General features: G+C 59.7%; 20 protein-coding genes. 4 read left to right on the top strand and 16 right to left on the bottom strand.

Features of this window, described 5'->3' with window-relative positions:
* Positions 1-72: 72 nt before the first annotated feature.
* The 4 genes from ROLI_RS12800 to folD all read left to right on the top strand — a co-directional run bounded on the left by ROLI_RS12800 (position 73) and on the right by folD (position 3,966).
* On the top strand, positions 73-669 hold the full coding sequence (locus ROLI_RS12800; RefSeq protein ID WP_187429987.1) for an MOSC domain-containing protein: 597 nt from the start codon (positions 73-75) through the stop codon (positions 667-669).
* Positions 670-816: 147 nt separating this feature from the next.
* Positions 817-2,493 carry a formate--tetrahydrofolate ligase gene (locus ROLI_RS12795; RefSeq protein ID WP_187429986.1) on the top strand — a complete coding sequence of 559 codons (1,677 nt, stop codon included), beginning with the start codon at positions 817-819 and terminating at the stop codon, positions 2,491-2,493.
* 85 nt (positions 2,494-2,578) lie between these two features.
* Complete coding sequence (locus ROLI_RS12790; protein WP_187429985.1) at positions 2,579-3,052, top strand: hypothetical protein; 474 nt, start codon at positions 2,579-2,581, stop codon at positions 3,050-3,052.
* A gap of 11 nt (positions 3,053-3,063) precedes the next feature.
* On the top strand, positions 3,064-3,966 hold the full coding sequence (gene folD, locus ROLI_RS12785) for a bifunctional methylenetetrahydrofolate dehydrogenase/methenyltetrahydrofolate cyclohydrolase FolD (RefSeq protein ID WP_187429984.1): 903 nt from the start codon (positions 3,064-3,066) through the stop codon (positions 3,964-3,966).
* Positions 3,967-3,969: 3 nt separating this feature from the next.
* Here the strand turns inward: folD and ROLI_RS12780 are convergent, their stop codons facing one another.
* The 16 genes from ROLI_RS12780 to ROLI_RS12705 form a co-directional block, all read right to left on the bottom strand.
* Positions 3,970-4,389 (bottom strand): PaaI family thioesterase, encoded by a 420-nt coding sequence (locus ROLI_RS12780; protein ID WP_187429983.1) that lies wholly within the window; start codon positions 4,387-4,389, stop codon positions 3,970-3,972.
* Positions 4,390-4,398: 9 nt separating this feature from the next.
* On the bottom strand, positions 4,399-5,061 hold the full coding sequence (pdeM, locus tag ROLI_RS12775; RefSeq protein WP_187429982.1) for a ligase-associated DNA damage response endonuclease PdeM: 663 nt from the start codon (positions 5,059-5,061) through the stop codon (positions 4,399-4,401).
* Positions 5,062-5,101: 40 nt separating this feature from the next.
* The gene (locus ROLI_RS12770) at positions 5,102-7,549 is read right to left on the bottom strand and encodes a ligase-associated DNA damage response DEXH box helicase (RefSeq protein WP_187429981.1); all 2,448 of its coding nucleotides are present in this window, start codon (positions 7,547-7,549) and stop codon (positions 5,102-5,104) included.
* Positions 7,550-7,685: 136 nt separating this feature from the next.
* Positions 7,686-8,993, bottom strand: coding sequence for an ATPase (locus ROLI_RS12765; RefSeq protein WP_187429980.1), 1,308 nt, complete (start codon positions 8,991-8,993; stop codon positions 7,686-7,688).
* A gap of 79 nt (positions 8,994-9,072) precedes the next feature.
* Positions 9,073-9,570, bottom strand: coding sequence for a prepilin peptidase (locus ROLI_RS12760; RefSeq protein ID WP_187429979.1), 498 nt, complete (start codon positions 9,568-9,570; stop codon positions 9,073-9,075).
* Positions 9,571-9,573: 3 nt separating this feature from the next.
* Positions 9,574-10,425, bottom strand: a complete 852-nt coding sequence (locus tag ROLI_RS12755) for a lipopolysaccharide assembly protein LapB (protein WP_187429978.1) — start codon at positions 10,423-10,425, stop codon at positions 9,574-9,576.
* Positions 10,426-10,457: 32 nt separating this feature from the next.
* A complete protein-coding gene (locus ROLI_RS12750; RefSeq protein WP_187429977.1) occupies positions 10,458-11,042 on the bottom strand; it encodes a tetratricopeptide repeat protein in 585 nt (194 codons plus the stop codon).
* Complete coding sequence (locus tag ROLI_RS12745) at positions 11,042-12,019, bottom strand: type II secretion system F family protein (RefSeq protein ID WP_222869503.1); 978 nt, start codon at positions 12,017-12,019, stop codon at positions 11,042-11,044. Before ROLI_RS12745 ends, ROLI_RS12750 begins: the two co-directional genes overlap by 1 nt.
* A gap of 18 nt (positions 12,020-12,037) precedes the next feature.
* The gene (locus ROLI_RS12740) at positions 12,038-13,000 is read right to left on the bottom strand and encodes a type II secretion system F family protein (RefSeq protein ID WP_187429975.1); all 963 of its coding nucleotides are present in this window, start codon (positions 12,998-13,000) and stop codon (positions 12,038-12,040) included.
* Positions 13,001-13,150: 150 nt separating this feature from the next.
* A complete protein-coding gene (locus tag ROLI_RS12735) occupies positions 13,151-14,557 on the bottom strand; it encodes a CpaF family protein (RefSeq protein WP_187429974.1) in 1,407 nt (468 codons plus the stop codon).
* 20 nt (positions 14,558-14,577) lie between these two features.
* A complete protein-coding gene (locus ROLI_RS12730; protein ID WP_187430025.1) occupies positions 14,578-15,825 on the bottom strand; it encodes an AAA family ATPase in 1,248 nt (415 codons plus the stop codon).
* A 216-nt stretch (positions 15,826-16,041) separates the two neighbouring features.
* Entirely contained in the window at positions 16,042-16,419 is a 378-nt protein-coding gene (locus ROLI_RS12725) for a hypothetical protein (RefSeq protein ID WP_187429973.1), read from the bottom strand.
* 4 nt (positions 16,420-16,423) lie between these two features.
* Positions 16,424-17,848, bottom strand: coding sequence for a type II and III secretion system protein family protein (locus ROLI_RS12720; RefSeq protein WP_187429972.1), 1,425 nt, complete (start codon positions 17,846-17,848; stop codon positions 16,424-16,426).
* Positions 17,849-18,042: 194 nt separating this feature from the next.
* Complete coding sequence (cpaB, locus tag ROLI_RS12715) at positions 18,043-18,891, bottom strand: Flp pilus assembly protein CpaB (protein ID WP_187429971.1); 849 nt, start codon at positions 18,889-18,891, stop codon at positions 18,043-18,045.
* Between the two features lie 311 nt (positions 18,892-19,202).
* Positions 19,203-19,403: a Flp family type IVb pilin gene (locus ROLI_RS12710; protein WP_187429970.1), complete on the bottom strand. Its 201-nt coding sequence runs from the start codon at positions 19,401-19,403 to the stop codon at positions 19,203-19,205.
* Positions 19,404-19,496: 93 nt separating this feature from the next.
* Positions 19,497-19,712 carry a Flp family type IVb pilin gene (locus ROLI_RS12705; protein ID WP_187429969.1) on the bottom strand — a complete coding sequence of 72 codons (216 nt, stop codon included), beginning with the start codon at positions 19,710-19,712 and terminating at the stop codon, positions 19,497-19,499.
* Positions 19,713-19,972 lie beyond the last annotated feature (260 nt).

The raw sequence follows: 19,972 nt of genomic DNA, 5'->3' as shown, positions 1-19,972 counted from the left end.
GCACCCGCGGGGCCTTTTCTTTTGGGACAGGGTTTGTTCAAATCGGCGCAGCCACGCAAAAGGAGTTTCAACATGCCCGCGCTTTTACCCACCCGTTATTCCGGCACCGTTAAATGGTTGGGCCGCGTCTCAGATAGCGTGGCGACATTGCGTGCCGACGCCCTTGAGAGCGCAGAGTTGAAATTCACCGGCATCGACGGGGAATGCCATGGCGGTCTGATCCGCCCGTCCTGTGTGCGCACCAAGGCGCAATACCCCAAGGGCACCGAAATCCGCAACGTGCGGCAGCTTTCGGTCCTGTCCGCCGAAGAATTGGCCCTGATCGCGGCCGATATGGGGCTGGAGATGATCGATCCGGCCTGGGTCGGCGCGTCCCTGGTCATCGAAGGCATCCCGGATTTCAGCCACATCCCGCCCTCTTCAAGACTTCTGTTCCAAAGCGGCGCAAGCATCGCCGTGGATATGGAAAACCGCCCCTGTATCCTGCCCGGTCGCGAGATTGAAAAGGACCGCCCCGGTTTTGGGGCCGCGTTCAAGCCAGCCGCCGAGAACCGGCGCGGTGTTACCGCATGGGTGGAGCGCGAGGGTCCGGTCGCGCCGGGTGATAGCGTGACCCTTCATATTCCCGACCAACCGGTCTGGACGTATTTTGAAGCGGCCCGAAGGTAACATTCGTTTCCGAAAAGAAACGATTGGCCCGCTGCCCGCCGCAACGTGGCGCGGAAATGTCGGGATTGACCTTCTGTGTCCCCTGTGACGCTCTTATGCAGGATAAAGCAACTCTGCCGTGCGCGGCACTTCAACGGGGACAAATCCATGGCTTATAAAACCGACATCGAAATCGCGCGTGAGGCGAGCAAGCAGCCAATCCAGGAGATTGGTGCCAAGCTGGGGATCGCCAGCGATGATCTTCTGCCCTACGGCCATGACAAGGCGAAGGTGAGCCAAAAGTTCATCAACTCAGTACAGAGCAATGAGAACGGCAAGCTGATCCTGGTCACAGCGATCAACCCGACGCCCGCCGGTGAGGGCAAGACGACAACGACCGTGGGCCTGGGCGATGGTCTCAACCACATCGGCAAAAAAGCGGCCGTTTGTATCCGCGAGGCCTCCCTGGGGCCGAACTTCGGGATGAAGGGCGGCGCTGCGGGTGGCGGTTATGCTCAGATCGTGCCGATGGAAGAGATGAACCTGCATTTCACCGGTGATTTCCACGCGATCACCTCCGCGCATTCGTTGCTGTCGGCGATGATCGACAACCATATCTACTGGGGCAATGCGCTCGACATCGACACGCGCCGTGTTGTGTGGCGCCGCGTGGTGGACATGAACGACCGCGCCCTGCGCCAGATCACCGCCTCGCTGGGTGGTGTGGCCAATGGTTTCCCGCGTGAAACCGGGTTCGACATCACCGTGGCCTCCGAGGTCATGGCGATCCTGTGCCTGTCCAAGAACCTTGAGGATCTGCAAAAACGCCTCGGCGATATGATCGTGGCGTATCGACGCGATCGCACGCCGGTCTATGCGCGCGACATCAAGGCGGACGGCGCGATGACCGTTCTGCTCAAGGACGCGATGCAACCTAACCTGGTGCAGACGCTCGAAAACAACCCGGCCTTTGTGCATGGCGGTCCTTTTGCCAATATCGCGCATGGCTGTAATTCGGTGATCGCGACGACGACGGCGTTGAAACTGGCCGATTACGTTGTGACCGAAGCGGGTTTTGGAGCCGATCTGGGGGCCGAGAAGTTCCTCAACATCAAATGCCGCAAAGCAGGGTTGTCACCCTCCTGTGTGGTGGTTGTGGCCACGGTCCGGGCGATGAAGATGAACGGTGGCGTCGCCAAGGCCGACTTGGGTGGCGAAAATGTGGATGCGGTCAAGAACGGTTGTGCCAACCTTGGACGCCACATCGAGAACGTGAAATCCTTTGGCGTGCCGGTGGTTGTCGCGATCAACCATTTCGTCACGGATACCGACGCCGAAGTGCAGGCGGTCAAGGATTACGTGGCCAGCCAAGGCTCGGAGGCGGTGCTGTCGCGCCACTGGGAGTTGGGCTCGGAAGGCTCCGCAGACCTCGCGCGCAAGGTCGTTGAGACCATCGACAAGGGGGAGGGCAATTTCGCGCCGATCTACCCTGATGAGATGAGCCTTGCCGATAAGATCAACACCATTGCCAAAAAAATCTATCGCGCCGATGCCGCCGTGATGGATCAGAAGATCCGCAACCAGTTGAAAGACTGGGAAGATCAGGGCTACGGTAACCTCCCGGTCTGTATGGCGAAAACGCAATACAGCTTCACCACCGACCCCAATGAGCGCGGCGCGCCCACCGGGTTTGACATTCCGGTGCGCGAAGTCCGCCTGAGTGCGGGTGCCGGTTTTGTTGTCGCAATCTGCGGCGAGATCATGACCATGCCCGGCCTGCCGCGTGTACCATCAGCTGAAAACATCAAGCTGAACGCGGATGGCGACGTCGAAGGTCTGTTCTAAAGGGTTTGGGGTCGGGGGACGATTTCGGTTGTCCCCCGACCGCTCCACCGCCAAGCTGGGCGTCAGGGAAACAAAGGAGACCGTGATGACCAGATTGATTGCCATGTGCTTTGCGCTGATCTTTGCGGGGGCGGTCATCGCCGAGGATCGATACGTCGGATATTATTATCCGCAGATCACCTCGGAAGAGACATTTGACCGCGTGGTCCGCGCCAGCCAAGGGGCCGGCAAAGCGGTCCGGATCGACTTTGTGAACCTGTTGACAAAGGCGCAGCTGGAGGCCCCGGAAAGCCCCCGTTTCGTGTTTTTCGCCAAGGGCGAAGGGGCGGAGACGCTCATTTTGATGGCGCTGGATGACGAGGTGTTCTCCACCATCTACCGCGCCCGTGCGATTATGGCGCAACTGACCGTGTCGGTGCGCGAAGGCGGGTTTTTCCGGCAGGAGGAACTGCAATATGTCGCGACATTTTATGATCTGCTGCAACTGATGCAGTTTGATGAGCTTGTGATCACGGATGGTCACACATTGGCCCATAGGGTCACGTTTCAAAGACAATAGGAAAATATCAGATGTCAGCCAAAATCATTGACGGAAAAGCCTTCGCCGCCACAGTCCGCACCCAGGTCGCAGAGCATGTGAGCCGCCTTAAACAGGATCACGGGATTACGCCGGGGCTGGCGGTGGTTCTGGTCGGGGAAGACCCGGCAAGCCAGGTCTATGTGCGCTCCAAGGGCAAGCAGACCACCGAAGTGGGCATGAAATCTGTGGAGCACAAGCTCGAAGTTGATACCTCCGAGCCGGACCTTCTGGCGGTGATCGACCAATTGAACAATGATCCCGACATCCACGGCATTCTGGTGCAATTGCCGCTGCCCAAACATCTGGACGAGGACCTCGTGATCAACTCGATTGATCCGGCCAAGGATGTGGATGGGTTTCACATTTCCAACGTCGGCTTGTTGGGCACGGGGCAGAAGAGCATGGTCCCTTGCACGCCGCTCGGCTGTTTGATGATGCTGCGCGATTATCACGGATCGCTGTCGGGCATGGATGCGGTGGTGATCGGGCGCTCCAATATCGTCGGCAAACCCATGGCGCAATTGTTGCTGGGGGATAGCTGCACGGTCACGATCGCCCATAGCCGGACCAAGGATCTGGCGGATGTGGTGCGCCGTGCGGATATCGTGGTCGCCGCTGTCGGTCGCCCCGAAATGGTGCCTGGTGATTGGATCAAACCGGGCGCGACCGTCATTGATGTGGGCATCAACCGTCTGGATGCGCCGGAACGCGGCGAGGGCAAGACCCGCCTTGTGGGCGATGTGGATTACGACAGCTGCGCGGCGGTTGCCGGTGCCATCACTCCGGTGCCGGGCGGTGTCGGGCCGATGACAATTGCCTGCTTGCTGGCCAATACGGTCACGGCCTGTTGTCGTGCGAATGGCTTGGCGGAACCCGAAGGCCTGACCGCGTAAGGTTTACGCCGGTACCGGCACCATCGTGCCTTGCAGAAGCGCGATCAGCGTTTCGACGCCCTGCGCGATGGCGTGTACTTCGGCGGTCACAATGATCAACCGCTTGCCGGGTTTGACGACCCGGCCGGTGGCGCGCAACAACTCCCCGCGTGCGGGGGCCAGCAGGTTGATCTTGATCTCAGCGGTGACGACTTCGTGCTCCAGCGGCAGGGTGCTCAGCGCTGCATAACCCGCCGCACTGTCGCCGATGGAAAACGTCAGCCCCGCGTGACCAAACCCCTGTTGCTGGAGCGCGCCTTCCAGGATCGGGGCGGTGATCACCACCTCGCCTTGCGCGACATGGCTTAGGCTGGCCCCGAAGGTCTGCATCATATTCTGGGCGGCAAAGCTCGCCTCGATCCGGTTGCGGTTGGCAGCGTCCATTTTCAATTCCTAACGTGGCATCGGCACACATGTGGGCATGGGACCGGTCAGGATGGCAAGGGCTTTTGGGCCCATCAACTTTTGTAATACGGCGCTGTCGCTGCGCAGCCCGCCGGTATAGATGCCATAAGCGGGCAGGATCAGCCGCCGGTCATCGCATAAAAATGCAGGCCGGGAAATACGCCGTCCGCGCGTCTGGACATGCGCCTTGGGGTGATAATGGCCCGAGACTTCACCGCGCGCCTCCGCACTTGCGATGTGGCGAAAGGTCAGCGCGTCTAGGGTAAGGTGTTCCAGATGTGTGCCGCCAAATTCGATAGGTCCCGGATCATGGTTGCCTTCGATCCAGATCCATCGCCGCCCCGCCTGAAGCTGCGCAATCCATAACCGTTCGGCTTCGGGCAGGGCGGCGGCGGCGCTCAGATCATCAAAGCTGTCACCGAGACAAATTACCGTCCGCGCCTGCGTGGCGTCGAGATCGCTCGCCAATCGCGATAGGGTTTCGCGGGTCTCATAGGGGGGCAGGGATTGCCCGCTGCGCCGCGCAACCCGCTCCGATTTACCCAGATGCAGATCGGACACGCATAGGAGGCTTTGCGCGGGCCACCATAAAGCACCGGAGCCGAGGGCCTTCAGCGCGGTTGTCGCGAAAGAAAAATCAAAAGAGTTCATGATTTGTTCATCGCGTAATTCGCACGCGCGCGCAAGCCGCTCAAGAACCGGCGCGCCAGTGCGGGGCGGCGGCTGGCGTGATCTCGGCAAGGCCGGATTGTTCCATCAGGCTTGCGGCTTCCTGCGCGAGCAGCTTTTCTTCGGCGGCTCCCTTGACCGGCACCCGGCCCATTTCCAGCAACATCGGTGCGGCAAGCGGTGTCACACGCGACAGCTTGAGGTGATCAATCCGCCCGCCGATACGCTGTGCCATCTCTTTGATCCGTCCAAAATCAACGAGGCCCCGCATCGCCTCTTCGCGGGTGATATCCAAAAGCAGGTGGTCGGGATCGTATTTTTGCAGCGTGTCATACAGAATATCCGAACTGAACGTCGCCTGCCGGCCGGATTTGCGCGCCGAAGGGCTGTTGCGCTGGATGAGCCCGGCAATCGTGGCGCTGGCGCGAAAGGTACGTTTCATCACCGCATTTCCGGCCAGCCAGGTGTCCAGCCCGTCCTTTAGGGCGGCGAGATCAAAGAGCGGCGCCGGGTCTTGCACGGCATCCAGACCCCAGATCAACGTGGCATAATCGGTGGCGACAAACCCCAGCGGGTTGAGCCCGATTTCCTCCATCCGCTTGGTCAACAACAGCCCTAATGTCTGCTGCCCATTACGCCCGGCAAACCCATAGATCACCGTCTGTTCGCGCCCGTCGTGGGGGAAGCTCTCGATCAGCAAGCGGCCCGGTTTGGGCAGTTGGCTGACGCGGCGTTGCAGGGCCAGCCAGTCGGCGGTATGCGCGGGCAGGGCGGGCCAATCTTCCTGTTGGAACATCTCCACCACGCGGGCGCTGAGCACGGTGGAGGTGGCAAATTTCGTGCCCATGAAGGTCGCGACCTTGGGCTTTTTGGCCGCATGGCGGCTCACTTCGACGGTCATTTCGCGCAGGCCCTCGTATTTCACGATCTGCCCGCCGATCAGAAACGTATCGCCGGGCGTGAGCGTGGCCGCAAACCCCTCTTCGACTTCACCCAGCGGTTTGCCGCCACGATTTCGTCTGAGGCGGACCTTGAGCGTATCGGTATCCTGGATCGTGCCGATGTTCATACGGATTTTCTGCGCGGCGCGCGGATCGCGCAGATGCCAGGCACCATCGCCGCGTTGTTGCAGGCGTTGCCATTGATCATAGGCGCGCAGAGCATATCCCCCGGTTGCGCAAAACGTAAGGCAGTCGTCAAATTCAGCGCGCGACAGCCCCGCATAGGCCCCGACGGTTGTGATTTCCGCAAACAGCGCATCCGCATCAAACGGACCGGCACAGGCGGTGATCAGGATGTGTTGGCACAGCACATCGCGCGGCCCGGACCCGCGCGGCTCACCATCCAGCGCGCCGTCGCGCACGGCGTCCAGCGCGGCAACACATTCCACCACCTCAAAGCGGTTCGCCGGGACCAGCAGCGCCTTGGAGGGCGCGTTATAGCGGTGATTGGCCCGCCCGATCCGTTGCACCAGCCGCTTGACGTTCTTGGGCGCACCGATCTGGATCACCAGATCGACATCGCCCCAATCAATGCCCAGATCGAGGCTCCCGGTACAAACAATCGCGCGTAATTCCCCGCGCACCATCGCCGCTTCGACGCGTTCGCGTTGCTGGCGGTCGAGCGAGCCGTGGTGAATGCCGATGGGCAAACTGTCCTCATTGGCCAACCAAAGGTTGTGAAAGAAGATCTCCGCCTGCGCGCGGGTGTTATGAAAGATCAGCGTGGTGTTGTGTTTACGTACCTCCTCCAGCACGGCGGGGATCGCGTAGGCGGCGTTGCCCCCGGCCCAGGGTGGGGGCTGTTCCGTCGTGAGCATGGAAATATCGGGTGCCGGTCCGGGGTCGGCCATGAGGATTTCGCAAGGGTCGGGGTGACGTGCGAGGTGTTGCGCGATGGCAGCGGGGTCTTCCACCGTTGCGGACAGCCCGACGCGCCGCAGATCGGGGCAGAGCCGTTGCAACCGCCCCAGCGCCAGCATCAATTGATCCCCGCGTTTGGATTCCGCCAATGCGTGGATTTCATCGACCACCACGCGTTTCAACCCCTTGAACATGCGCGGCGCGTCTTCATAGGAGGTCAGTAGCGCAAGGCTTTCCGGCGTGGTCAGCAGGATATGGGGTGGATCGGCGCGCTGGCGTTTCTTGCGGCTGGCAGGGGTGTCGCCGGTGCGGTCCTCGATGCGGATATCAAGGCCCATTTCGGTAACGGGCGTCGTGAGATTGCGGCGGATATCGGCGGCCAGCGCCTTGAGCGGCGAAATATAAAGCGTGTGCAAACCATCATGCGGCACCTGTGCCAGATCGACCAGCGTGGGCAGGAATCCGGCGAGCGTCTTGCCGCCGCCCGTGGGCGCGATCAACAGGAGGGCCGGGGCCTCGGCGCGATCCAGCATGTCGCGTTGATGCGGATGGATGTGCCAGCCTTTGGAGGCAAACCAATCTGTGAATTTCTGGGGAAGCACGCGCATGAGGCAAGTGTAGCGTGGCGATGTCGATGCACCAGTCTTGAACGCCGCGTTTGTCGAAGTTATTCATATGCGCGCGCAACATGGAGGTCATGCGCAACCCTGAGCGATGCGCAAGAGAGGCGTGCCGCTCTGCGCGTTATTTCACGATCTGCGCGTCCTTCACGAACATATTATCCCAGGCCCGGTCGATCAAATCGGGGGTCATTTGATACGGGATGCCCTCAAAGTCGCAGATGGCAATCATCTGATCGATCAGGAAAATCGGTTGGTAATTTGCGTAAACACGGTCGATCTCGCGGTATTTGACCTCCAGCAGATGCGCCATCGCGGCCTCATCCAGTGGCATATTGCGCTTTTGCGCCACCATCGCAAAGATCCGCAGGAAGTTCTCCTGATCCGGCCCGTCGATCTTGATCTTGAAGAAAATCCGGCGCAGCGCGGCCTGATCGAAAATTTCATTGGGATGGAAGTTGGTGGAGAAAATCACCAATGTATCAAACGGCACTTCGAATTTTTCACCTGATTGCAGAGCCAGAATGTCCTTGTTTTCCTCAAGCGGCACGATCCAGCGGTTGACCAGGGATTGCGGTGGTTCGGCTTGCCGCCCAAGGTCGTCCACGATGAAAATACCCCCGGTGGATTTTAATTGCAGCGGGGCCTGATAGGTGCGCGCCGTCGGATTATAGACCAGATCGAGCATGTTGAGCGTCAATTCACCACCCGTGATGACCGTCGGGCGTTCGCATTTCACGTAGCGTGTATCAAACCGGGTTGCGCGGCGCAGGCAGGTGGGATCCTCCTCCTCCAGGGGCAGGGGGCGATGTACGATCGGATCATAAAGGGTGATCACCTGACCGGCATATTCGATGGCGCGCGGCACATAGACGTGATCGCCCAAGGCGTCGCGGATGCCATTGGAGATTGAGGATTTGCCGTTGCCGGGCGGACCATACATCAAGATCGAGCGACCTGCGGAAACAGCCGGCCCCAGTTGCCCCAACAGGCTGTCGGGCAGGATCAGATGCCCCATGGCACCGCTTAGTTGTGCGCGGGTGATTTGCATGTTGCGCACGGATTGGCGTTTGACCTGTTCGCGGTAGACCTCCAGCGGGACCGGCATCGCGCCGAAATATTCCGACTGCGCCAGCGCGTCGAGCGTGCGCGCCTTGCCCTGTTCGGTCAGCTGGTACCCCATTTCATTGCCGTTATTGGCGTTGAGCGTCCCGGTGGCCTCCAAAAGGCGCTGCTCGCGGGCCATATCGACCAATTCCTGCGTTACCAGAATGGGCAGGCAGACGGCGCGGCTCAGATCGCTGACCATATCGACGTTTTTGCGGAACATGGTTTTGAGGATAATGTCGCGCATCATGACCGTGGAGAGCTTCATCTCCGCCAGGGTGCGGGGCGGCGGCGGGGCCATGACAGTGGCCGTTTGCATGTTCATCTGGGGTCCCCCGAAAGCGTCAATCCTGTCGGCGCGGTGCCGATCCGGAGATCACGTTAGCGGGGGAACATGGCGGAATTCAGGCACCATTAAGGGCTCCGAGGATCAAATAAAGGGCAAGCGTCATGCCAAGCGCGAAACCCATCGGGAATTTCTTGCCCTGCTCCCAGCTTTGCCAATGTGGTGCCAGTTTGCGCAGGGGGGTATGGCGCGCGATGCGGTGCGTGAGCACAGCCGCCAGAAGGGCTGCCGCCAGCAAGGCAATGACCAGTCGCAGATCCCCGAGCGCGATATAGGAGGCAGAGGCCGCGATGAATTTCGCATCCCCCGCCCCCATGGTGCCGGCGGCATTGAGCACGATACCGAACCCCAACATGATCGCCAGCTGCGCCAGCCGCCACAGGTAGACATCCAAACTGGGCAGCACCGCCCACCCCAGCGCGATGAACACCCCGGCAAGCGCCAGCACGGCCCTGTTGGTGATCTTCATGCGCGCGAGGTCGGTATAGGCGGCATAGGCGCAGATCGGCAGCACGAAAGGCAAAAACCACCACGCCGACAGTGCCGTGATCGCCATGGTTCAGGTCTTGGTTTCGAGCGCGTTCAAGGCGCGCACGGCGGCGTCAAAATGTTGCGGATGGGTCTCGATGGCCTCGCGCAGCAGGTCTTTACCGATGCTGACATCGCCCTGCTTGATCGCGGAAAGCGCCATGGTGTGCAAAAGCTGCGCGCGTTCGGATTGATCCATCGGGATCACGGGCAGGGTGTAATCGCGCTGCGCACCGCGCGCCAGAACGAGGTTGTTCTTGGCCGTAAAGAGCGACGGGTCTTGCCGGATCGCCTCGCCAAAAAGCCGCTCGGCTTCCTTGTAATCCCCGCGCGACAGTTTCGAATAGCCCCAATTGTTCAGCACACCTGAGGGTTTGGTCGTCAGCCCCGTGGCAATTTCATAAAAGCTGTCGGATTTGGTCCATTCCTCATTGCTATCCGCCAGCATGGCCTCAATGCGGTAGCGGTTGAAGGTCTCATGCGTGGGGGGCAATTTATCGAGGGTCTTTTCGGCCTCGGCCCAATCGCCGGTGCGGATCAACGCATCGGCCAATGCCACGCGGTCCTCTGGCAGCGCGTCGTCCATCTCGGTCACACGCTCCCAGGCCGGCACGGCTTCGGAGAAGCGTTTCGCACGGATCAGGGAATAGGCCAGTCCGCGTTGCAAATCGATGCGATCCGGTTTTTCCTTGGCGGTGCGGCTGAAATAATTTGCGGCCTCATTGGGGTCGGCCACCGTCAGCATCACATCGCTGAGGTTGGATTCATCGACCACATTGATGTCCTGAAAGGCGCGATCAACCGTGTCATCCTGTTTCTGCGCGCAGCCAGCCACGAGAACAACCCCTGCCAGGCAGGCGGACAAAAGAATAGGGTGGCGCATTTTTGCGTCCTTTTTACTGCTCTAACCTCAATTTACGGGCTCTGGCGTATCAGAAAGTCGCTGTCGCCGCGCCGGACCAACTTGTAACCGTCGGCCTCAACTTGAACGGTAGCAGAATTTTCAGTTTTTGCGAGTGCCAAGCGCAAGTTATCGCGAATTGCGACACTTTCGCCATTGTCGAGCGCGAAGGCGCGGCGGAAAACTTGTGCGGCTTCAGTGGTCTTGCCGGTTTCCATCAGCACAACCCCGAGGTTATTCCAATCCTCGGGCCGCGCGTCGTCTAAGGTAATGGCGCGCCGCAGCAGCGTTTCGGCCTGTCCCAAACGTCCCAACCCCAGATTGGCACTTCCCAGCCCCGCGAGGATTTCCGCATCGAGGGCACCGCGATCCAGCGCGGCGCGGTTGAACGCCTTGATCGCAAGCTCATATTCCCCCGCCGCAATCAGGCGATGCCCGACCTCGACCCCGTCCACAGCCGCCGCGTCGGGATCAACACCGGGGGCATCCAGCGGACCTTGTTTCAGCACATCCGTATCAAAAGCAGCGGGGCCACAGGCTGCCAGCGCGAAAGCCACCAGCAGATATGGCCATGTCGCGCGCGGATGCCAGTTGATCATTACGGCCCGCCCATGCTGCCCAATTGCGTGATGCCATGTGCCGACGGGCCGATCAGGATGATCAACAGCGGCGGCACTGTCAGCATCATTGTGGCGAGCGTCATCTTGGTTGGCAACTTATTTGCCGCCTCCTCTGCGCGCATCACGCGTTTGTCGCGCATTTCGGCGGCATAGACCCGCAGCGCCTCCGCGATGGATGTCCCGAAGCTGGCCGATTGGATCAGTACGGTCACGAAGGAGGACACATCCGCCACGCCGCAGCGCTCGCCCATGTCCTTGAGCACGGTGGATTTATCCTTGCCCGCCTTCATCTCATAGGCGACGACGTTGAACTCTTGCGCCAGCGCGGGGTAGGAGGCATGCAATTCCCCCGCGACGCGCACGATACTTTGATCGAGCGATTGGCCAGCCTCCACACAGACCAGCATCATATCCAGACTGTCGGGAAAGCCCTGGGTGATCTCTTCCTTGCGCATCTCGATGCGGCGCGTGATCCAATAGGTGGGCAGGTAATAGCCACAAAAACAGGGCACGATGAAATAGATCATCATCTTGGTGCTGCTGAAACCCGCCCCGCCGTCCATCACGATCAGATAGAGGAAAGCGGCCAGCAATCCCAATATCGCCAGGGCGAATTGCGCAAAGTAGAAAAACCGCACTGAATCCTGGCTTTGATAGCCTGCCTGGCGCAGTTGCAGTTGTTTCTTGCTGAGCTCCGCCACGTCCTGAGGTTCCAGAAAGCTGGCGAATTTCTGCAATTGCTCGTTGCGCTCGCCCTGGCGCAGGCGGTGTTGCGCGGGCTTGTCGGGGCTGGGCGCATGGGCGGTGCGTTTCAGTTTGGCCATGGGGTCTTCGGGCTGGTTCAGCATCAACACCACGGTCAGCGCGATCATCAAAAGCCCCGCCGTCCCCAGCAGGATCATCGGCCCCAGAGGCCCCAGCGCATCCACAATCAACGTATTCAGCGTGCTTATCATGTCCACGGGCGTATCTCCTCACACCTTGATGTCGGTCAGAATGCGCATGACCAGCAGGTTCAGCGCGAGCAGGATGCCCACTGCGAAACAGGCCGGGATGAACAGCGCATGATCGCGCACCTCGTCGTAATAGGTCGGATCGCCCACATTGATCACGATCAGCGCCACGACCGGGAAGGCGGAGAGGAATTTACCCGACCATTTGGCCTCCGCAGTAATCGCCTTGACGCGGCGAAACAGGCGGAAGCGCGCGCGGATGACCTTGGCGAGACCCGCGAGGATTTCAGCGAGGTTACCGCCGGAGGTTTGCTGAATCGTGACGGCCACGGCAAGAAAGCGCAGATCCTGCATGTCCAGACGTTCGGCCATTTCCTTGAGCGCATCACCAACGTCACGCCCATAGGCGGATTCATCCGCGATCATGCCGAATTCGGTGCCGAGCGGGTCTTGCACGTCCTTGGCGACGATCTGTACGGCGGAGGCGAAGGGATGCCCGACCCGGAGCGAGCGCACCATGAGTTCGACCGCATCGGGAAGTTGCTCTTCGATCATGGACATGCGTTTGTTGGCCTTGGTCGAGACCCAGAAATAGACCGCGCCGATACCGATGCCGACCGACATCAAAGCACGCACACCGACCTCGGTTTGGGTCGCGATACTGAGGCCCACAAAGGCCACAACCGCGAGCAGGCCCATGATCATGACAAGCTGACGCGGGGTGAAGGCGATGGCGGCTTTTTGTGCCTTCTCGCCGAGCAGGGAGTAGAGCGGGATGGTGCGGGATTTCATGTGCTGCTGCATTTCCTTGCGCAGCTTTTCGAGCACCTCTTCGCGGCCCGTGCCTTTGTCGAGCATGTCGAGGCGACGGTTAACCCGGCTGTTGAGACTGATGGATTTGCCGAAGGTAACGAGGTACAGCCCCTCCACCAGCGCCAGAACGCCGAGGAAGATCAGTCCGTAGATGATGGGTTCGACGCTCATGTGTTAGTCCTCAAGTAGCGAAGCGGTAGGACATAGTCGTCCTCAAGTAGCGAAGCGGTAGGACGTTATTACGGTCCTCAAGTAGCGAAGCGGTAGGACATAGAAAAACCAAACCCTAACGATCGAAAAGGTGGCATATATCGCATCCCCTTACCCTCCCGCGCTGGGTTCATAGATGGCGGCGGGCAGATCATAGCCCCACATCCGGAACCGTTCGGCATAGGCCGAGCGCACGCCGGTTGCGGTGAAATGGCCGATGATCTTGTTCTCCGGGGTCAGCCCTGTGCGTTGATAGCGGAAGATTTCCTGCATGGAGATCACTTCACCCTCCATGCCGGTGATTTCGGTGATTGAAGTCATGCGGCGCGAGCCATCCTGAAGCCGGGAGGCCTGCACGATCAGGTTCACCGCGCTTGAAATCTGGCTGCGCACGGCCTTGAGGGGCATTTCGATGCCAGCCATGGCGATCATATTCTCAAGACGGCTGATCCCGTCGCGCGCGGAATTGGCGTGGATCGTGGTCATCGAGCCGTCATGGCCGGTGTTCATCGCCTGCAACATGTCGATGACCTCTTCGCCGCGGGTTTCGCCCACGATGATGCGGTCGGGTCGCATCCGCAGCGCGTTGCGCAGACAATCGCGGGGGGAGACTTCGCCGCGCCCCTCGACATTGGGCGGGCGGCTTTCCATGCGTCCCACATGCGCCTGTTGCAGTTGGAGTTCCGCCGTGTCCTCGATGGTCAGAATCCGTTCGTTATTGTCGATAAAGGAGGAGAGCGCGTTGAGCGTGGTCGTCTTGCCCGAACCGGTTCCGCCCGAGACGATGATGTTTAGGCGCGTGGCGACGGCGGCTTGCAGATAAGCGGCCATTTCTTCGGTTAAGGCTCCGAATTGCACCAGATCATCGATGCCCAGCTTGTCTTTTTTGAACTTTCGGATCGAAACGAGCGAGCCATCCACGGCGACGGGTGGCACCATCGCGTTGAAGCGTGAACCGTCCTTGAGGCGCGCATCGACATAGGGGTTGCTCTCATCCACGCGCCGCCCGACGGCGGATACGATCTTGTCAATGATGCGCAGCAGGTGGCGTTCATCCTTGAAGGTGACTTCGCTGAGCTCGAGCTTGCCGTCGCGCTCCACGAAAATCTGCTGCGGGCCGTTGACCAGAATATCGTTGACCGTATCATCCTTGAGCAGGGTTTCCAGCGGCCCGAGCCCTGTCACCTCATCATAAAGCTCTGAGGTCAGAACCTGCCGATCCTCGCGGTTGAGCACGATGCTACGCTCCTCCAGGAACTCGCTGGCGATGGCGCTGATTTCCTGACGCAGGTCCTGCTCGGAAGCATGCTCAAGTGCAGCCAGGTTCAGACTGTCCAGCAATACGCGGTGCAGATCCAGCTTGATCTCCCCCATGCGTTCCTTGCGTTTGCGCTCCTTGTCCATCGGCAGGGCCTGCGCCTGTTGGGGCAGTTTGCGCGTGACGCGTGCGGGTGCCGGCGTTGCCGGTTCCGGGGGGGGCACCGGGGCCGCCGGTGATTTCCGGTATTTCGAGAACATGGGCGTTTTCCTTGAGGGGCTCAGGCGGCCTCTGCACTGGAGCTGTTGAGCTCATGCAGGGACTGGGCGAGTTTGAGAATTTCGCGGCGCAGAGGATTTTTCGGAGCCGATTGCGCCAAAGGCAGACCGTGATCGGCCCCTTGGGTGATCGGCTTGCCGCCGTCCGGCATCAGCAGGTCGATGGAGATATCCAGCCCCTCGGCCATACGCTTGAGGCGGCTCTTGCCGCTCAGATCGGTGAATTTGGGCGCGCGGTTCATGACATAGCGCAGTTTCTCTGCGGGCAGGTCTTCGGCTTGCAGCGCGCGTTTGAAACGCAAGGCGTTCTGGGCGCTGCGCATATCAAGCTCCAGCGTGGCCAGATAGACATGCGCTTCATGCAGCACCGCTTCGGACCAGCCCACCAAGGTCGAGGGCATGTCGACGACCACATAATCGAAATGTTTGCGTGCCATGCTGAGGATGCGTTGCAAATCCTGTGATGACATCAGATCGAGCGGCAACATCTCTGCGGGCGCGGTCAGAACTTGCAGGCGGTCGTCATAGGTTTGCAGGGATTGCGCGAATATTTCATCATCCATGGCCTCGGTGTCCGAGAGCATGTCATAGACGCCCTCGCGGCGCGGCAAATCAAGGCAGGTCGCCACCGCACCATATTGCAGGTCCAGATCGAGCAGACAGACACTTGGGCCATCCTCCTTTCTGCGCCCAGACCCGGCATTGGCCAATTCCCAGGCGAGGTTGACGCAAAGGGTCGTGGCCCCGGTACCGCCCGCCAGCCCGTGTACGGCGATCACGGCACCTTCTTTTGGATCGCTTTGCTTCAAGCGCGGCGCGGTATCGACCGGGGCCTGTGGCAGATGGGTTGTGTGCACACGCTCAATGGCCTGGCGCAGCTGATCGTCCTCCAGCGGGTAGGGAAGGAAGGCGTCAACACCCTTGGCCAGCAGCACATGCAGCGCTGTCGGCTCCACCTCCTGCGTGATCAAAATGACCTTTAGACCTTGGGATTTTCCCTGCTCCAGCAATTGCAGGATAAGTTCGAGATCGCCCTCATCCATTCCATCAATAGCCAGCACGATGAACTGAAGCGCCTGCGCTTCGGGCTGAGCGATATAGGCAAGCGCTTCGCTAAATCCCAGATCGCCCCAGCTTTCTCCAAGCGCCAATTCCATTTCCTCAATCAGCAGATCGAAGTTCTGAACGTCCCGGCTGATGGTACAGGCGAGGATCGGCGCAGGTTTGGGCTGTGGCATCGCTCTCATCATCTTCACCTTTCAACTGCGAAAGGTCACATCAGAGCATTTGTCCTCAGACCCGCCGTGACCTCTCTGGGACATGTCTTCTGCGGCATTGCGTCCGAACAGAATAGTCCTTTGGGGTCAGGGATGGCATGGAACTGGGGCGAGAATAGGGCTTAATCCGCGCAATTGCTGGAACGTGAGAGTTTTATTGCACGGTTTGGAGGGCAGGAGAGAGCGGGTTCACTCCGCCTCAACGTCATCCGTGATAGTCTTTTGCGTGGCGCTTTCGATATATTCGGCGTAAATGACTTGCGCGTATTTGCCATCAAGACGACCATCGCAATATACCCGGTAAACAGGGTTTGAGCTTGTACTCACCGGGTCAAGCGCAACGATTGGATCGGCCGGGGCAGCGCCGGCCTTGCCGACCCCGGAACCGGCAGTGGTGCAGGTCTGGGCGATCATATTTTGCAAACTTGCTTTGCCGAATTCATCAGCATCAAGCTGGGCACCGGCCTCGCGGTAAAAAGAGCCGCCCGCCTCGCCGCAAGCGCTTAAAACGCTCAATGCAACCCCAAGGCCCAGGATGGGGGCGTTCCGATATGTTCGGTGATGCATTTTCTTACTCCATCACATAGCCATAAGAGCCGCTGAAATCCTGTTTTGCGACCTCACGGGCAGCCCCACTTTGCGGCGCGCTGACATTGCTGACCGTGCGCCCCATCAGGAAAAAATCCTTTTCCGTGGGAGGCTTGATGCGATCCGTGGGCAGCGCCAGTGCCTGTCCCCTTGTGGGCGATACCAGATGCGCGGTGATGATGATCACAAGCTCCGTCTGGCTGCGCTGATAATCTGCGCTGCGAAACAGCGCCCCCAGAATGGGCACATCTCCGATCCAGGGCAATTGTGATGATTGATCGGTGAAATCATCCTGCAAAAGCCCCGCAATCGCAAAGCTCTCGCCGTCGCGCATTTCAACGGTCGTGGAGGTTTCACGGCGCGAAAAGGCGTCCAACTCGAACCCATTGCCCAGCGATACACCGTTGGAGGGATCAATCGCGGAGACCGCGGCAGACAGTTGCAGGTTGATCAGATCGCTATCCACCACGCGCGGGACGAAATTGAGTTCCACGCCAAAGGGTTTGAATTCGACGCTGATGGTGTCGTTATCCTGCGCCACCGGCACCGGGTATTCGCCCCCGGCGAGAAAATTGGCCTCCTGCCCGGAGAGGGCGACCAAATTCGGTTCGGCCAGGGTGCGCACCGCGCCCTTGCGTTCCAGCGCCTCGATCAAAAGGCCGACCTGCGTGGAGCCGACGTTGAAGCCAAAAAGCACAGCACCGGCGTTTTCATTGGCTGCGGGAATATTGCCCGCCAGCGAATTCAGCACACCACCAACAGTGTTCGTCGTCCCGCTGCCGCCCTGATTGCTGCGGCTGCCCAAAGCCAAAGAGGAGCTGAGCGATTTGGAAACCGTGCGGTTCATCTCGGCGAAACGGACCTTCAGCATGACTTGCTGCACGCCACCCACGCTCATCAGGTTGGACACACGGTCCGGGGCGTAGCGTTGCGCCAGATCCAGCGCCTTTTGCAGTTTCTGACTGCTCGAGACAGTGCCCGACAGGACGATGCCGTCATTGGCCGTGCGCACTTCGACCCGCTCACCGGGTAGGATTTGTCCCAGACGTTCCTTGAATTCGGTCACATCAGGGGCGACGCGCACCTCGACGTTGGTGATCAACTGCCCCGCAGCGTCCAGCAGCGTCAGCGTCGTCATGCCCGGCGTCTTCCCAAGCACATAGATCGTGCGATCCGACAGCGACGAGATATCCGCAATGCCCGGATTGGCGATGCTCAACTCGGCAAAGGGGATTTCGCTCTCCACCACCACCGCGCGGTTCATCGGCACGGCCAGCGTCTTGCCGGTCCCTTTGGTGACAACGCGCAGGGTATCGGCCTGCGCATTCACGGGGGCCATCAGCCCCACAGGCAATACGCCCATTGACAGCCCTAGCAGGGCTGCTCTTACAAAACCGTCAATTTTCATGTGACCTGCCCTTTGTGATCACGCCTCTGTTGCAGGTCTTTTTGCCCGCATAGGGTGAATCTTGCTACAGATTTGCCTTTTTTGCAAGAATCAAAGGGTTGTTCGGTCGAATTAATGTAAAAACCGCGCGCGTATGGTTTCTATCTCGGGCGGTTTCGGGCCTGGGAAAGCCGCGCTAGCGCGTTGGTTTTGTTTCAGTTTGTGCAGGGGATCGGCATCAAGACCACCTCGGCCCCGCGCCGGGTTCGGATGCTGCATTCGCGCGCGGGCTCAAGGGTGGGGGCGGGCGCCTGCGCGCTTAACCCAAGCAAAGACATCTGATCCACCTGGATTTCCGCCAACTGCGTCTCATCCCCCGCGCCGACGAGGGAGAGGGACAGATTGCCCGTGGATTGCGCTTGCGCGAGGGCGGCGACCTGTTCGGGCTTTACCGCGACCGTGACCGTGCGCGCAATTCTTGTGCCGCTGGTCTGCGCATCGTTCTGATCGACTGCGATCAGACGCACGGAATCCTCGATCAATTTGGTGACATCGCCGTTATCCGGCCCCATGGTGATCCGCCCGGTCCAGTAAATATCGACCCGGTCGCCCGGACGCAAAAAGCCCGAAACGCCGCTGGCCACATCGACCCGGATCGCAAAGGCGCGCATGCCTTTTTCAAGGCGCGTGGTCAGCCCGATATCCTCGCCGGGCTCCGTCACCTTGACGGCCATGATCGCCTCATCCTTCTCCATGGCGCGCACGATCAGGCGCACATCTTCCTCGCCTTGCGGGAACATTGCGGCCATGTCGTTGAAAGTGCCCTGCGGAATGGCATCAATCGGCCAGGTCACGGGTCGCACGTCGCTTTCTTTGAGAACCTCGCCATAAAGCAAGGGCCGCGCCGCGACATAGACGGTTTGCATCGGCACAACCGCTTGCTGGTTCTGCTGCGCACGGGCGAGTTCAGCCTGATAGGCACCGATGTAATTTTTTGCCATAAACACCGCACTGCCGGCAAGCGCGACGCCGGCAAGCAATACCAATCCGAATACCATACGCATAATCTGAACCTCTGACTTGGACACCTGGCACATTGGCCGGGGTTGGCGATCATGATCATCAGATTGTGGCATTTCCGGGGTGACGGGGTGGCTTTGCGCAGACCTTTTTGGCCTGTCTCTGCAACCCGTTGGTATGGGTGATCCGTGAACCGAGGGAAGTTTGCAGACGGCTAGGGGCCGCAATGAGCCAGGCCCTGCGCGCAATCTGCCCGGACCGATGGTGTCCGCTTGACGGTGCTCGATAGGGCTTGCCCGCCACCCTGCCAGGGTTGGGCTTTTTCGAGCGAATTGGTGCCCTTAGCCGTTCGACATTACTCTACCTGTGCGCCCACATCACCGGGGGTCTGGTTTTCGAGAAAGATTTCGGTGGCCTCGGTCAGGGCGGTCGCGCCCTCTTCGATGGATGTATAGGCGGCAATCGCCAGGCCCACGACGGCGGCCGTCAGAACCACCCAGTCAACAGTAACCGCGCCATCTTCGCTGTGGTGAAAATGTTTCAAAAATCGGGCCATGATCGGCTCCTTTGAAAAAGTGATGGGGATGAAAAAAGGCCGCGCCCTGCACTCAGAACGCGGCCCCTGACCCTGTCATGGCTGGTGCGTCGCCTATTCGGCGGCTTCGGGTGCGCCGATGCTGCCAATGTTGCCGCCGAGTGTTGTACCCAGATAATCGGATGTATCGGCGGTCAGATCGGTCGCACCCTGTTCGATGGATGTGTAGGCAGCGATTGCCAGCCCCACAACGGCGGCCGTCAGAACGACCCAGTCAACGGTTACGGCACCGTCTTCGTCGGCACGAAAAGTCTTGATAAATTTCATCATGGTCTGTCCCTCCAAAGGATCACTCAGTTTTCATTTGCTCACCTTGCCATGTTGCGGACGGTTGCCTTGGGCTGTCCGTGCGGCTTGGTGTTGAGCCATATAGCCAAGCGATTGCGGCATGATTTAGGCAGCAATGGCTGATTTCATCGTTACCGTCTTAAGCTTTATCTAAAATGCACAAGCCTATGATTTATAGTTGAAATTATTTCTCCCACGCCGGATTTTTTTCGCAGAGCTCGAAGAATGTGACCAAATTACCG

The organism is Roseobacter fucihabitans (genome assembly GCF_014337925.2).
GTDB lineage: Bacteria > Pseudomonadota > Alphaproteobacteria > Rhodobacterales > Rhodobacteraceae > Roseobacter > Roseobacter fucihabitans.
The sequence above is the reverse complement of the archived record's forward strand: the minus strand, read 5'-3'. Positions and strand labels throughout refer to the sequence as shown.

Bases quoted from the DNA above. Each gene is read 5' to 3' on its own strand.
- ROLI_RS12770 (WP_187429981.1), bottom strand. From the start codon at position 7,549: ATGCGCGTGCTTCCCCAGAAATTCACAGATTGGTTTGCCTCCAAAGGC.
- ROLI_RS12740 (WP_187429975.1), bottom strand. From the start codon at position 13,000: ATGAGCGTCGAACCCATCATCTACGGACTGATCTTCCTCGGCGTTCTG.
- folD (WP_187429984.1), top strand. From the start codon at position 3,064: ATGTCAGCCAAAATCATTGACGGAAAAGCCTTCGCCGCCACAGTCCGC.
- ROLI_RS12755 (WP_187429978.1), bottom strand. From the start codon at position 10,425: ATGCGCCACCCTATTCTTTTGTCCGCCTGCCTGGCAGGGGTTGTTCTC.
- ROLI_RS12745 (WP_222869503.1), bottom strand. From the start codon at position 12,019: ATGATAAGCACGCTGAATACGTTGATTGTGGATGCGCTGGGGCCTCTG.
- ROLI_RS12735 (WP_187429974.1), bottom strand. From the start codon at position 14,557: ATGTTCTCGAAATACCGGAAATCACCGGCGGCCCCGGTGCCCCCCCCG.
- ROLI_RS12800 (WP_187429987.1), top strand. From the start codon at position 73: ATGCCCGCGCTTTTACCCACCCGTTATTCCGGCACCGTTAAATGGTTG.
- ROLI_RS12725 (WP_187429973.1), bottom strand. From the start codon at position 16,419: ATGCATCACCGAACATATCGGAACGCCCCCATCCTGGGCCTTGGGGTT.
- ROLI_RS12795 (WP_187429986.1), top strand. From the start codon at position 817: ATGGCTTATAAAACCGACATCGAAATCGCGCGTGAGGCGAGCAAGCAG.
- ROLI_RS12720 (WP_187429972.1), bottom strand. From the start codon at position 17,848: ATGAAAATTGACGGTTTTGTAAGAGCAGCCCTGCTAGGGCTGTCAATG.
- ROLI_RS12780 (WP_187429983.1), bottom strand. From the start codon at position 4,389: ATGGACGCTGCCAACCGCAACCGGATCGAGGCGAGCTTTGCCGCCCAG.
- ROLI_RS12705 (WP_187429969.1), bottom strand. From the start codon at position 19,712: ATGATGAAATTTATCAAGACTTTTCGTGCCGACGAAGACGGTGCCGTA.
- pdeM (WP_187429982.1), bottom strand. From the start codon at position 5,061: ATGAACTCTTTTGATTTTTCTTTCGCGACAACCGCGCTGAAGGCCCTC.
- cpaB (WP_187429971.1), bottom strand. From the start codon at position 18,891: ATGCGTATGGTATTCGGATTGGTATTGCTTGCCGGCGTCGCGCTTGCC.
- ROLI_RS12710 (WP_187429970.1), bottom strand. From the start codon at position 19,403: ATGGCCCGATTTTTGAAACATTTTCACCACAGCGAAGATGGCGCGGTT.
- ROLI_RS12790 (WP_187429985.1), top strand. From the start codon at position 2,579: ATGACCAGATTGATTGCCATGTGCTTTGCGCTGATCTTTGCGGGGGCG.
- ROLI_RS12750 (WP_187429977.1), bottom strand. From the start codon at position 11,042: ATGATCAACTGGCATCCGCGCGCGACATGGCCATATCTGCTGGTGGCT.
- ROLI_RS12730 (WP_187430025.1), bottom strand. From the start codon at position 15,825: ATGATGAGAGCGATGCCACAGCCCAAACCTGCGCCGATCCTCGCCTGT.
- ROLI_RS12765 (WP_187429980.1), bottom strand. From the start codon at position 8,993: ATGAACATGCAAACGGCCACTGTCATGGCCCCGCCGCCGCCCCGCACC.
- ROLI_RS12760 (WP_187429979.1), bottom strand. From the start codon at position 9,570: ATGGCGATCACGGCACTGTCGGCGTGGTGGTTTTTGCCTTTCGTGCTG.